11 protein-coding genes are annotated in these 13852 nt (G+C 28.1%); all 11 read right to left on the bottom strand.

Translation table 11 applies throughout. The features are described from left to right. Positions 1–601: 601 nt before the first annotated feature. The 11 genes from Q0733_RS07895 to Q0733_RS07845 all read right to left on the bottom strand — a co-directional run bounded on the left by Q0733_RS07895 (position 602) and on the right by Q0733_RS07845 (position 13604). Positions 602–1345, bottom strand: coding sequence for a DUF4294 domain-containing protein (locus Q0733_RS07895; protein ID WP_298781011.1), 744 nt, complete (start codon positions 1343–1345; stop codon positions 602–604). Positions 1346–1381: 36 nt separating this feature from the next. Further along, positions 1382–3379: an NAD-dependent DNA ligase LigA gene (gene ligA / locus Q0733_RS07890; protein ID WP_298781008.1), complete on the bottom strand. Its 1998-nt coding sequence runs from the start codon at positions 3377–3379 to the stop codon at positions 1382–1384. Further along, positions 3380–3940: a hypothetical protein gene (locus Q0733_RS07885; RefSeq protein WP_298781005.1), complete on the bottom strand. Its 561-nt coding sequence runs from the start codon at positions 3938–3940 to the stop codon at positions 3380–3382. It abuts the gene before it with no gap. Positions 3941–4351: 411 nt separating this feature from the next. Continuing rightward, a complete protein-coding gene (locus Q0733_RS07880) occupies positions 4352–6040 on the bottom strand; it encodes a hypothetical protein (RefSeq protein ID WP_298781002.1) in 1689 nt (562 codons plus the stop codon). A 110-nt stretch (positions 6041–6150) separates the two neighbouring features. Next, positions 6151–6672, bottom strand: coding sequence for a hypothetical protein (locus tag Q0733_RS07875; protein WP_298780999.1), 522 nt, complete (start codon positions 6670–6672; stop codon positions 6151–6153). Between the two features lie 54 nt (positions 6673–6726). Next, positions 6727–7179 carry a DUF1569 domain-containing protein gene (locus Q0733_RS07870; protein WP_298780992.1) on the bottom strand — a complete coding sequence of 151 codons (453 nt, stop codon included), beginning with the start codon at positions 7177–7179 and terminating at the stop codon, positions 6727–6729. A 57-nt stretch (positions 7180–7236) separates the two neighbouring features. Next, positions 7237–8472, bottom strand: coding sequence for a DUF6638 family protein (locus Q0733_RS07865; protein ID WP_298780989.1), 1236 nt, complete (start codon positions 8470–8472; stop codon positions 7237–7239). A gap of 42 nt (positions 8473–8514) precedes the next feature. After that, the gene (locus tag Q0733_RS07860) at positions 8515–9105 is read right to left on the bottom strand and encodes an NUDIX domain-containing protein (protein WP_298780986.1); all 591 of its coding nucleotides are present in this window, start codon (positions 9103–9105) and stop codon (positions 8515–8517) included. Then, positions 9095–11056, bottom strand: a complete 1962-nt coding sequence (locus tag Q0733_RS07855; RefSeq protein WP_298780984.1) for an AAA family ATPase — start codon at positions 11054–11056, stop codon at positions 9095–9097. The genes Q0733_RS07860 and Q0733_RS07855 overlap by 11 nt, the downstream gene beginning before the upstream one ends. Positions 11057–11123: 67 nt before the next feature. Further along, positions 11124–12173 (bottom strand): hypothetical protein, encoded by a 1050-nt coding sequence (locus Q0733_RS07850; protein WP_298780982.1) that lies wholly within the window; start codon positions 12171–12173, stop codon positions 11124–11126. 87 nt (positions 12174–12260) lie between these two features. After that, a complete protein-coding gene (locus Q0733_RS07845) occupies positions 12261–13604 on the bottom strand; it encodes a microtubule-binding protein (RefSeq protein WP_298780980.1) in 1344 nt (447 codons plus the stop codon). Positions 13605–13852: the final 248 nt, after the last annotated feature.

Below are 13852 nucleotides of genomic sequence, written 5' to 3'. Positions count from 1 at the left end.
AAAAATCGGACTGCAAAAATACAACTTGTTTGTTTTACAAACCTAATAAAAAGTGATTTATTTTTAAAGTTTTTTTTAAAACCTAAAACCAAACTCACCACCAAATACCCAGTAAATAAAACTCAGAAAAATCAATGAACTAAACTAACATATTTCCGTTAGCGGGTGCAAATATACAACTCATTTCTACACCCACAACTATTTTTTAAACCTTTTTTTAAAATAATTTAAAACTAAAACTTAAAACCATTAAAACTAATAACTTACATCATCAAAAAAAATAATTGAATTTGAAAAGTATTTGATTAACTAACCCTAAATAATACAAAACAAAAGAAAGGTAAAGGTTTCATCTTTGAATATAAAGACCAAAAAATAATTTTTTAAATACTATAAAACCTAATTTAATCCAGAAATACTCTGTTAAGAACTAAAATTAAATCTTTTTTTATTAAAAGTAAACTGTAAGTTTATAGAAAATATTACATTTTAAACAAAACATAAAGCAAATACAACAACGAAAACAGACCTTTTTATTTACTTATATAATACCTATAAAAAATAATTACTCCTTAATAAAAGGAAATAGCAAAAAGAAAGCCTATTTTTTACTTTTAATTTTCTTTCTTTTTTTCTTTTTCTTCAACTTGGCAAACATTTGCCTATACTCTTCTATATCAATCTTAGATTTTTTATCTAAAGTAATTTTCTGAAAATCGAAATTCAGTTTAGTTTCTTGCTCTTTTAAAGCACCATCCATAAAAGCACGCTGTAAAACATCTTCAATTAGAAAATCTTCATTAACTGCTTCTGGGTGATATTCTGTTTTTAGTGATAGTTTAAACACATTGGCCGTTGTGTTATACCAAAATGCTCGCCAACCACTTCTTAACTCTTTAATATTATTAAAAGCAGATTGACCAGTTTGGCGATGTATTAACTTAATTAAAATTCGCCCCTCTGTAGTAGTCATCTTTTTTATTTGATCTGAAAACTCACCTTCAATATACTTTTGAATTCTTTTGGTATACTTTTGTCTTTTACTTCTTTTTTTTATTTTATGGAGTCTAGATTTTAAAGAATCTAATCTTTCAGAAGCTAACTGTGCATAAGGATAAGCCTTAAATACTTTTCTGCGAAACCATAAATAGTATCGAACATCGTCTTTTGAATTAAATTTATGTTTTGGTAATATCGAGATTCCTTTGAGATTAATAGTAAGCGTATCTCCTGGGTTTACAAAAACATAATCATCTATGTTTTTAGGTAAGGAATCTTGCTCTCTTTTTTGTGAAAAAGTGAGTATTGTGAATCCTATTATATATATGTATAGAAGTTTCTTCAAATTATATTAATCTTGATTGCAAAAAGGTAGCCAAAGTTACTTAATCTTATCTATAAAATCTTGCTCAGAAATAATTTGTATTCCTAAATCTTGAGCTTTTGTTAATTTACTTGGTCCCATATTATCACCAGCAACCACAAAATTTGTTTTTTTAGATATTGATGAACTTACTTTACCTCCATTATCTTCAATAGCCTTTTTTAATTCATTTCTACTCATTTGATGAAAAACTCCAGACACTACAAATATATTTCCCTGTAATTTATCTGTTTGATTTTCTAACTTCTCAGCAGAAATTTCTAATTGTAATTCATATTTTTTTAAACGATTGACTAACTCAATGTTTAATTCATTGGTCGAAAAATCTATAATACTTTGCGCAATCCTATCTCCAATTTCGTCTACAGAAATTAAAGTTTCAAAATCTGCAATCATTAAATTGTTAATGGATTTAAAATGCTTTGCTAATTTTTTAGCAACAGTCTCTCCAACAAAACGAATTCCTAATGCAAATAATACTTTTTCAAATGGAATTTCTTTTGATTTCTGAATTCCTTTAATCATATTTTTAGCAGATTTTTCTGCCATTCTTTCCAAAGGGATTATTTGCTCAACTGTTAAATCATATAAATCGGCATAATTTTTTATGAGTCCTTCTTTTCGTAATAAATCTACAGTCTCCCCTCCTAAACCATCAATATCCATTGCTTTCCTTGAAATGAAATGCTTAATTCTACCTGTAATTTGAGGCGCACAACCAAACTCATTAGAACAATAATGTTTTGCATCGCCTTCAGACCTAATTAATTCTGTATTACATTCTGGGCAATTGGTTACATAAACCGTTGGATTAGAATATTCTGGACGTTTTGAAAAATCAACAGCAATAATTTTTGGAATAATTTCACCTCCTTTTTCTACAAAAACAGTATCATTAATTCTAATATCTAACTTTTCAATTTGATCTGCATTATGCAAAGAAGCACGTTTCACAATAGTTCCTGCGAGCTGTACAGGTTCTAAATTTGCAACAGGTGTAATTGCACCAGTTCTACCAACCTGATAAGTAATCTCATTTAAAGTTGTAGATACTTGCTCCGCCTTAAACTTGTATGCAATTGCCCATCTTGGCGCTTTAGATGTAAAACCTAATTCTTCTTGTTGTTGTAAATTATTTACTTTAATAACAATTCCGTCAGTTTCATAAGGCAAATTATGACGTTCTGCATCCCAATAATTTACAAACTCAAAAACTTTATCAATAGTTTTAGCTAAAACAATTGTGTCTGGAACCTTAAATCCTACTTTTCGGGCATTTTCTAAACTTTCAAAATGTGTTTTGTATTTTCGTTCATCAGTAACTACTTGATATAATAAACAATCTAATGGTCGTTTTGCAACTTCAGCACTATCTTGAAGCTTTAAACTTCCACTTGCTGTGTTTCTTGGGTTTCTATATTCTTCTTCATTATTTGCTACGCGTTCTTCATTCATTTTATTAAAACCATCTAATGGTAAAATAATTTCTCCTCGCATTTCAAAATTAGAAACGAAATCTTCTTTTATTGATAAGGGTATTGAACGAATGGTTTTGATATTATTTGTTACATCATCTCCTTGAAAACCATCACCTCTAGTAACTGCTTTCATAAATTGACCGTTTTCAAAAGTTAAATTAATAGAAGCTCCATCATATTTTAACTCACACGTATACTCAATTTCTGATGTTCCTAAAGCTTTTTGAATACGCTTTTCCCAATCAAATAAATCTTCTTTTGAATATGAATTATCCAAAGAATACATTCTATTCTTATGAGTTATTGTTTCAAAATTTTTTGTAATGGTACCTCCTACTCTTTGTGTTGGAGAATTTTCATCAAAAAAGATAGGATTCTCTTTTTCTAACTTTTCTAGTTCTTTTAGCTTTTTGTCAAACTCAAAATCAGAAATTGTTGCATTATCTAATACATAATAATTATATGTATGTGTATTTAATTCATCTCTTAACGAATATATTAATTGTTCTATTGTCATTTAGCTTTTCTTTATACCCTGTAAAACACTAACTCCTTTTGGAAAAGGATTACCAGAAGATCGTCTAAAAGAAACAACTTGACCTACATGCCAAATTGCATCTGCTATAGGGCCATTAATTGCATTCCAAAATGGATATACTTTTTCTCCAAAAATCAATTTAAATTCTGACACATCATTACTGTTTCTTAAAATATCACTTGCCTTTTTTAGGTTTATTAATGTTTTTTTACGTTTCTCAGCATAAGTCATTTCTGGTTGTTTGGCTCCGTTTGCAACTTTTAAAGTAGCATTTAAAATTACTTGAGACAAACCCAAAATATGATCTATAGTTTCCTCAGTTGTTCTTGCTTCTTCATTTGGTTTAAATCTTAAATCTTTTTCCGTTAAACCCTCTGTTGCCCAATAATACCTGAAACCCAAACCATCTACCATTCTACTTGCTGTTGTACCTGGAGTAAATTCTTTCGCAGGTTCAGGAATTTGATAGTAAGGTAATTTATCTTGAGAATTCATAGAAAAGATAGTTGTTAAGATAATTATTAAGGTGATTTTTTTCATCAATATAATTTTTGATAAAAATAAGAAAAAGGATTTTGAATTTCACAAATAGTTGTGTTCCTTTTTTAATAAAGAACTTACTGCAGTATTATTGTTTTGTTACTTAAATTTAGATCAAACAAGTAACTATAATGAACAAGTAATAATTTACCTATTCAAAAAAAAAGCCAAAATACAATTGCTTTTTGCTATGAAAAGTAGGTTGTTATTTAATAAATAAATATTTTTTTCAACTCTTAAAATTAGCAAACTAGTTTAGCCCTGATTGTAGCAATTGTTTGAGCTCTTTTTTTTGATGATTTAAAAAACTTACTATCTACAATAATCTATTAGTCTTTTATAAAAAGAAGAGAAAATAAATTCAGCATAAAAAAAGCGAGTGCGGAAAGCAGGAAATAGCTTCAAAATAAATTATTCATTCATTTTAATAGAATCTATTTGTTTTTGAAGTTCTTGAATCTTTTTTACATTAATTTCTTTCTTGGAAAGTATCTTTATAGAATCTAATATTTGTTGATTTTTTTCTACAATTGTTTTTTCTTTATCAAAATAAATATTAGTTTTTTCACTTGATCTCCAAGCTTCATTTAATTGTTTGTAAACTTCTTCGTTCCAAGTACTCGGTCTTTTTGCATCAATCCAAACAACATCTCTATACTCACTATCAATTAATGCTAAATCTGGCGTTGCAGAACCATCGAACTGTGAATTTTCTTTTTTAATAGCAGAAATTGTACTCAAAAAAAACATTCGTTTTCTACCAGAAATATTTTTAATATATGGTCTAAATTCTACTGGTTTATTTACAGACCAATCATATTCTTTTTTAGATTCAATTACTTTTAAAGGCATTGCAGAAACACCTGCATAACCTTGTTTTTTTGAAGCATGATCGTAATAATACAAAGCATCTGTACCGTCTGCAGGAATAAAAACACTAAAGGTTAAACTGGTTCGTTCATCGCCAACTGGCTCTAATCCAAACCAATGATACAAACCACTGTAAGCACCCGTTTTGGTATCAGAAAAATCGAAATCGGTTACAAAAGGTTGTTGATTTTGATCATCTGTTAAATCTGGAATTTTAACAGCTGTTTTCATATTCCAAGGCAATGGATCTTGAAAACCACCTAAAAACTTTAAACTCTCTGCTTTTAATCTAGAAACTTTTTCAGATAAGGTATTTTGCCTTGTTAAAAATTGATAGTTTTTCATTTCTTCTGGCGAAATAAATTTTCCTTTACCAATTGTAATTCTCTCTAAATAATCGTTAAAATCATGCGCTCCGTTTTCTATCACCATTACTCCGCCAAAAGTTGGGTAAGGAAAAAAGAAACCTTTCCATTTTATTAAACTTACCACTTCTACCCAAGCACCTTTATCGTTTTTCATATAATAGGTATCACTTGGCTCGTAATTAAATAATTTCCAAATATTTAAACGTTGAACAACTGCATTATAAGTGTTTCTACTAAATTTTAAAGATTCTCCAATTGAAAACGTAACAGGTATTCTATTTTCACTAGAAAAACGAGGAAAAGGTGTTGTACTTGACACCGAAAAAACCTCTTCGGTATTGTCTTTTATACCTTGCCAAACATATTTTTCTGTGGGCTGAATTGCCATTGTCCATTGATTAGAACCATCAATTCTAACCAAATGCGGCAAAGAAACATCTTTAGTTTCGCCTACAGATTCATTTGCCATTGAAAAAATATTTCTTAATGGTTGAATTCTTTCATTCTGTGTTAATGGTAATTCTACAATTTCAACTCGATTTAAATCATTAAAAACATTATAGGTTTTCATATAATCATAAAATTTAAAATGAAACCCTACAAAATAAACTGCACCAAAAAAGAAGGATATCAAAATTAAAATCCCTATTCTTTTTCCTGAACTTGCTGAATTTCTGAATTTTCTCAACCCAAAAAACAAAACTGTAAAACCTAATAAAATTAGAAAAATGAATTTTCTAAAAAATAATAATGCTGGTTGATAATCATCTCTTAAAAAAAATAATAACACTAAAGCTATTATACTTAATAAAACAACTACCTTCTTTTGTTTTGCTCCTTTTTTCCAATAATTTTTTAACATAATATATATCTGTCATTGCTAGACTTTTGAAAAAAAGTCGTGGCAATCTGTTAATTTTTAGTTTTAATTTAAAAGATTTCTTCGTCGAAAACTCCTCGTAATGAGACTTACTACAACAAACCTTTATCTTTTAAACGCTCTCTAGCACTTTTTTCATCAGCCTTAGGTGCTTCTTTATTTACTTCTATCTCTTCTATTTTTTTTGAATCTTTTGTTTGTAAATCCTCAATAAAATCTTTTCCTTTTTCTATAACATCTTGAAATTTATCTTCTAAAGAATCAGCTTGTTCTTCTATAACCGCTGTTGATTTAAAAATAAAACCTGCTAAATAGGTTCCTACTAAAGTTCCAAAAATCATTGAAGCAAATAAGGAAATAGTTGCTAAATCAATAGGAATTAGAAATCTTGTTATTAGAATTATTATCAAAAATAAAGCTATTATAAAAACCAATCTTAATAAAAGTGACTGTTGATACACAAACCCTTTTTTATCTCCTGATTTCATTTGTAATTCTTTGGAATTCATTATTTTATTAAAAAAACGATAAATAGCATTTCCTTGAGATTCTCTCCAGAAAATAATTGCTCCAAATAAAATAGATGCTATAAATATGATAAGTTCTAGTGTCATAATTTTTAAATTTAAGAATTAAAAGCTTTAAACCTTTAACTGAATATTATTTAATTAAACTCCAAATTGAGATAAATGATGATCCAAGTGTTTGTAAAACATATTATTCCATTCTTTTTTATTCAATTTACCAAATGAATGTGATTCTTTTTGATCAAAATAAGTAGCTCCTAACTTTTGGGTTTTCTTAATATAATCTATTAAGTTTTTCTTTTCCTTCTCAAATTCTCTTTCATCAGATATTAAAAATTGTGGTGCAGTTTTTCCATTTTTTGAATATTCTTTTTCTCCAACAACAATCTTTTTAACAAATGTTTTTAAAATAAGCTTCATTACAAAATTTGGTTTTGGGTGTTTCTCAGTATAAACCATTTCGTAAGTTACATTACAATGAGCTAGCATTTGCGAAACATTCATTTTACCCCATAAACTTTTCGTTGCTGGTGTTAATAAATTAATTCTATCAATAATTTCTGATGATACTTCTAATTCAAATATGTTTTTCATCCTTAGATTTTAACTAAAATATATTTTCAACTTCTTATAAAATTAATCTATTTTTTTCTAAAATCCACTTTTAATCGTTTCAATAATCCAATCTTTAGTTGAGTCATCAAAAGTTTTAAAGAGCTTAAAAAATTGTTCTTTATCATACCAATATAAAAATAAGACATCTTTTGGTGCAATATTAACCAACAAATGCCAAATTAAATCTTGATGATTGGGTCTTAACGATGAGTGTGGTTTATGCAATGCAACATAAAATTCTTCATCAACAATATCTTTAATTTTAATGGTATTATTAATTGATTTTTTTTCTAAATACAATTCAACACTCATTACTTTTTTACGCGATTTTAAATCAATTTTATTCAAATAACTCTTAAACAACATTTTATCACTTAAAATATCTCTAATTGGGTGTTGTGAATCTTTTAAGTATTCAGAAAAAATAAAATTCTTTATTCTATTATATCTATTTGTTTGTGCTTCTTCTGATAAATTGCACTCAATAATTAGATGATCTTTTAATTGGTTTATTAATTCAGGTTGTGAAATATGAAACATTAAAACATCATGAGTGGTATCATTAATTGCTTCTTTATAAGCTTCTTTTTCGACAAAAATTAAAATAGGTGAAATAAAATTTCGCAATAAATAAATTCCTCCAAAAGCTTCTGTATAAAAAGAGTCTGTTGTAAAAGTTATAGGATCTAAAGTTAAATCTCTAGTTCTTAAATCTCCATATTGTTTTGCTGATGAAATTAGTTGTTCATGTAAATTTTCGTCTATAAAATTAAAATCTCTATTAAAAGTTTCTATTAATAAAAGTTGCTCCTTTTTAGCCTTCTCTAAATCATCAATTAAATGAAAATTAATAACAACATCTTTGTATTTTAAAACATCTAAAGGTTCATAAAAAACATCTATACTTTGATCAAAATCTACACAAATTGCAGAATCTCTAGTTATATTTTGAATTTTTTTAAAGTGTGTTTTAAACACTAATTTCATCAATTCTTTATCAAAAGAATGAAAAGAACAGTAAACTGGCAACCCTTTTTGAAGTGGTGTAATAATAATTGCATGCGGATTTGCCTCGCCATTATTTAAATAAAAAGGTTCGTTTTTTTCTTCAGCAATTTCTGGACTCCAACCAATAGCATCAATAGAAAAAGAGGTTAACTTAGTTTTTGTAAAACCTAATTTAATCAAACATTTATTGTAACGCTCTACTAGTTTTCCACTAATAGGTATTAGTTCGTTTCTATATAATTTTGCTTCTTTTAGTTTTTGCATATGACCTATCCTAAAATCCTTCTATAGAAAAAAGAATTTTTCTTATTCTATTAATTTATTAATCTGTAAATATTGCAACAACATAATTGTTCTTGCATCAATAATCTCTTCTACTTCTATCATTTTCAAAGCATTTATAAATGATGTTTCTAAAACTTCAATTTCTTCATTTTCTTCTTCAAGTCCTCCTCCTTTTTCGGTTTTGTCTTCGTTTGTATATTCTCCTATAAACAGGTGTACTCTTTCTTTTACAATTCCAGGAGATAAAAAAGTGGTAGTTACTTTTTTTACTTCAGATATTTTATAACCAACTTCTTCTTCTGTTTCGCGAATTACACAATTTTCTGGTGATTCGTTTGTATCTATAGCACCACCAACAACTTCAATAGAAAATCCATTTGAAATACCTGCATGATAAACAGGCATTCTAAATTGTTTAGATAAAATTACATTTTTAGTCTTTACATTATATAATAAAATTGCAACCCCATCATTTTTTCCATAGACTTCATGTGTTAAGTTTACTAATTTTCCATTTTTAAATGTAAAATCAAAATTGATGTGTTCTAATTTTCCCCAAAAGCTGGAAACTACTTTAGAAGTAACATTTTTAATTTTATTACTAATTTTCATTTTCAAAATTTCTTCTAGCCTCCAAATCAATATTTAATTGATTTACTCTTGCATCTACTTTTCTCTTAAAATCTGTATCTGCAATTGTAGCAACATTATCCAAATAACGTACTACTTCTTGTCTTCTAATTTCAGAAAAATCTAATCCATTCATATTACTTTTCATCAACTCTTGCAACATATTAAACTTGGTTTGGTAATCTTTTTTGAAATAAATTTCAGGATTCTCAAACCAATCTTGTTCTAAATCAAAATCTGTTAATCGTAATGATATTGCAGATTGTATATTTCTAACATCTCTTGATGAAAAGAATGGAAATATTTTTTGAATTTCTTTATACAAGCTTGCAAAAAACAAATGTTCGCTAGTTTTGTGCAATTTTTGAGCTTTATCATAAGCTTCTAAAACTCTTTCTTCGGATGGTTTTGCAACAGAGTTTAAAATATCACCCATGTTTTTTGCTAAACCCTGATCTTTTAAAAACTCATAATTCGTAGGATTTTGCATATTTACAAAATCAGGAATTGTTTTTTCAAATTTCTTCCACCAAATATAATCTTGATCTAAAAAATCATGTTCTGTTCTTGCTCCATCAATCTTAAACCTACCTTGCACTCTAGAGATCACAGCTTTATCTAACATTTCGGGTAAGTTTGTAAACAATCCTACAGAAGAATTTCCATAATTTACAGCATAAGCGCCTTCTGTATAACGTAAGAAAACACCGATAACTTCTTTAACTCCAGCAGAAACTCCTTGTGCAGTTCTTTCCTGTAAATTATTTTCAGCATCATCAATAGGTGCAAAAATTAATTTTGTAGGATCTTGCATCGGCTTCATCCACTCTACCATTTTTTCTGCAGATCCTCCTTGAAAAGTTGATATCAACGTATCTGGCATTGGATGAAACAAAAACGGTATCTCTAAATTATCACAATGCTCTTTTAAACGAGTTGCAATAGCTGCAATTAACATACTTTTTCCTGTTCCTGGAATTCCGTATCCCATAAACACAGGCATAAAACCACCTAACTCTTGAAACGGATTTTTTTGTGCATCAAAATCATAACTTAACATTCGTTCTGTTAAACGACGTGCAAAATGTTTTGCATCTTTATTACCTACAATTTGTTCAAACTGAATTTCATTAAATTCTACACTTACTGCTGTTCCTGCAAAAGTATTTTCCCAACCAGAAATAGCAAAATCTGTATTTTCAAGTTTATAGGTTCTATCTGTAATGGTTTCTGTATATTCTAAACTACTTTTTCTTAGATTAATTTCGTCTATGAAAGCTTCAAAATACACAACTGTAAAATCAACTACATCTTTATCGCTTTTAATAATATCTGGATGTCCTAAATATTTTTCATAATAAAACAACATACACGCAATTCCTTTTAGTGGCGATAAAAAAGACACCTCTGGAATACCTGCAAATTTTTGTTTCATTACTGATAAATCTTCTGATGCGCTCGTTTTTAAATCGTGTAATATTTTATAGGAAGTTGCAAATATTTGAAAAGCTGTTGCTGTTTGCATTTTACTTTCAAATTCTCTTTTTCCATTTGAATCTAAAGCTGATTTTTTTTCTGACAAACTAGATAAACCAGAGGCATCGTAATAACTATCTTTTATCCAAATACCTAAAGTAAGTCCTTCTTGAACCGCATATAAAGTCTGATTTAAATGTACAGGAATAGCAATTGAATCTGGTAATAATCGTTTTTTTAATGCTAAAATTGTTTTAGAAACAGACGTTATTTCTACATTACTTCCACTATTTGCTCTTGACAAATACAATAAAATAGATTCGTCTTTTGCATCATTATCTTTATTTTTTGCTCTATTACCTTGCTCCCATTGAACAGATTTTAAATAACCAGAGGCTTCATCTCTGAGCATATCTAATTCATTTTGTTTTATTGGGAATGTTGAATTATGTTCCATAGTTTTTTAGTGTACAGTTTTCATTTACAGCAATCAGTTTTCTAAACTAATACTGTAACTACCAACTTTATTTTTTATCAATTTTTAAATCTGCCATTTGAATTGGCTCTTTTGCTAGCTCATGTAAAGATTCAGGTGTTTGATTGTGTAATAATTGAATAATTCTGTGTGGTGCAAAAACATATTTTTGTGGAATTACATCACTCCATTTCTGTAAGGTTGTTTTTGAAAAAAATCCACCTTCGGTAAAAGTATCTCCAGAAAAAACCTCATCAATCTTTAGAGATAAGGCATAAGATTCTATAGAAATATCTTTTCGCCCAATTCCTTCTAAAATAGCATGTGTAATTTCATTTTCATCTTTTGCAAAAACATTGTGTAAAGGTCCTAAATCTATTCTTTTAATATGTTTTGGTTGAATTTCTGGCAATTTCCTATCAATTGTATAAGCCATTGTATTTAATGCCATTTCTCTATCTGCACTTTCTTTTAAAACTTGATAGATTTTTTCTTTATCCTTTTCTATTTTTTTTCCATCATAATCAAAATACATAAAGCAAACAAATGGTCTGTTATGGCTTACATCGTAAAAACTCCAACTTGTTAAATATTGAGATGTAGAACCTTTTGGAGCTTCTAAAATTTTACCTTGTACAAACCTGTTAAAAATATATTTTTTTTCTACTGATGTATAATAAATGATTGAAGATGCTTTAAATAAATCTGACTTTTTAACTGGTTTTTTATGAACTAAAAGAGTGTCTAAAAATGTTTTTTTTAATGTTTCTGTGTCAACTAGTTTATCTGTGTATTCCTTTTTAAGCTCTAAATCATTATACAAAAATCTGAATTCTAAATAATTAGGAAAACCAGAATCTGTTAGATCAATCTTCATATTATCTTCTTCATCATACATATACTTAATACGCATTGCTTCAATTGAATACAATAACAAATCTGAATATTGTTTAAAAAAAACAATTTCTTGTTGAGTACAAAGTTGTTGCTGCTGAATCCTAACAATCAATTCTTTAAGCGCAAAATCTACCATTTTATGGTAAAAAACATATTGCTCTTTAGAATTTAAAACAGCTGAATCTAAAGGTGTAGTAATCATTTATTTTTAAGTTTACAGCATTCAATTAACAGTTTACAGCTAAGTTGATTGTTAACCATAAACTGTTTTATTTAACTGATTCCTTTTTTATGACAACATGTCGTCATTTGAAGATTCTTTTTTTGGTGCTTCAGATGGTTTATCATCTTCTCCTTCTGGAGCATCGGCATCTGCTTTGTAATAGTCTTCAAAAATTTCTTTCATATCAATTCCGTAACGATCTGCGAAATTCTTTTGAATGTCTGAATCTTTATCACGAATTTCTTGTAAAGCCTCTGCATAAGAACTATAAACACCTTTCATTACTTTTTCATGAACAGGAATATTATCCATCATATCTTGTCTTGCTCTTGCACTTGCAGAATGCATAGATGCTAAAGTTTCTCCAATATGTTCATCTGTTTTAACACCTAAATGCTCTAAAATGGCTGCAAATTCTTGATCTGTTCTTGCTTTTAAAGCAACAATATAACCATCATAATATTTTAATCTTTCTTCAGTATCAGACTTTAATTTAGCTCTATGAGTTTGTAAATTAGAACGCAAAGAAGTTAAAACCTTTATGGTTAAATTATGCTTATGAACAAAACTATCTTTACTGGCAGCTAAAGTTGTATAAGCGTTTTTTAGACCTTCTAACTCCTCTACTTTTTGTTCTATAGAAGTTACTTTACCAATTGCTTCAGAATATTCTGTTGATTGTTTATCTGCAATCTCTTCTAATTCTTGACGAGATTGTTTTAATAAAGCATATTGCTCCTCTAGCTTACCTTCTACTTCTTTCTTTTTTTCTAAAGCTTTTGTATGGTTTTTAGAAGCCTCAACTATGGCAACTTTCAACTTTTCTTCTACTTCTTTAATTTCTACTTCTCTATTTTTTAAACGAGTAACAGCAGCTTGAGATTTGTAAGAAAGTTCTCCTAACAAGGTTTCAACATCGGCACTTTCAATTCTTTGTTGAAACATTGCTTTCGCTTTATTATCTGCACCTAAGCGTACCTTTTCTGCTTCTTTAAATTCTTGTTGTTCTTTTTTAATTTTACTTTTTCTTCCCCAAAGATTATTCCACCAAGTATCTGGTTTATTTTCTGCGTCTTCTAACTCAATTCTTGCTCTTTCTAATTCTTTTTGAGCATCATCAATAACCTTTTGTTCTGTTGCGTTTAATGATGAAAATTTCTCAAACATAATACCAACTTCATCTTGGTAATCTGTTAAATCTTTTATAGCATCTAATAATGTTGTTCTATCTTTTTCTGCCATTTGAACAACATCATCTAACGTAGCATTTAATATTTTTTGACGTGTTTGAGGGTCATCTTCCTGTGCTAATTTAGACTTCATGGTATCTATAGCTTTCCCCCAATTTACATCTACTTTTTCAGTTTTCTGGTTCGAATTAGTTTCTAATAAATCAAAATCATCAGACATATTTTTTTAGTTTTTAAAGTTGAACAATTTTTAGACAAGCAATTTCGTTAAAAATTTTGAAATAAAATAAAATTGTATCTAAATATATGTAGTAATTACATCTTATTTGTTACAAAGAGTCTAATATTTTTTTTTATGAAAACATATTACTTGTGTTATTTATCAAACTTACTCGAAGAAACTATAGAGAAAGAGTAGCAGAATAAAAGCTGACTTTAAAAAAATAGCTATAAAAAAATCAAAAAAAA

The sequence above is a fragment of the uncultured Polaribacter sp. genome (genome assembly GCF_947500975.1).
In the GTDB taxonomy this organism is placed as follows: domain Bacteria; phylum Bacteroidota; class Bacteroidia; order Flavobacteriales; family Flavobacteriaceae; genus Polaribacter.
This window is presented reverse-complemented; position numbering and strand designations above follow the sequence as displayed.

What these genes read in the sequence shown, in the direction of transcription:
- Q0733_RS07850 (WP_298780982.1), bottom strand. Translation starts at nt 12,173, where the DNA reads ATGATTACTACACCTTTAGATTCAGCTGTTTTAAATTCTAAAGAGCAA.
- Q0733_RS07880 (WP_298781002.1), bottom strand. Translation starts at nt 6,040, where the DNA reads ATGTTAAAAAATTATTGGAAAAAAGGAGCAAAACAAAAGAAGGTAGTT.
- Q0733_RS07855 (WP_298780984.1), bottom strand. Translation starts at nt 11,056, where the DNA reads ATGGAACATAATTCAACATTCCCAATAAAACAAAATGAATTAGATATG.
- Q0733_RS07870 (WP_298780992.1), bottom strand. Translation starts at nt 7,179, where the DNA reads ATGAAAAACATATTTGAATTAGAAGTATCATCAGAAATTATTGATAGA.
- Q0733_RS07845 (WP_298780980.1), bottom strand. Translation starts at nt 13,604, where the DNA reads ATGTCTGATGATTTTGATTTATTAGAAACTAATTCGAACCAGAAAACT.
- Q0733_RS07885 (WP_298781005.1), bottom strand. Translation starts at nt 3,940, where the DNA reads ATGAAAAAAATCACCTTAATAATTATCTTAACAACTATCTTTTCTATG.
- Q0733_RS07865 (WP_298780989.1), bottom strand. Translation starts at nt 8,472, where the DNA reads ATGCAAAAACTAAAAGAAGCAAAATTATATAGAAACGAACTAATACCT.
- ligA (WP_298781008.1), bottom strand. Translation starts at nt 3,379, where the DNA reads ATGACAATAGAACAATTAATATATTCGTTAAGAGATGAATTAAATACA.
- Q0733_RS07875 (WP_298780999.1), bottom strand. Translation starts at nt 6,672, where the DNA reads ATGACACTAGAACTTATCATATTTATAGCATCTATTTTATTTGGAGCA.
- Q0733_RS07860 (WP_298780986.1), bottom strand. Translation starts at nt 9,105, where the DNA reads ATGAAAATTAGTAATAAAATTAAAAATGTTACTTCTAAAGTAGTTTCC.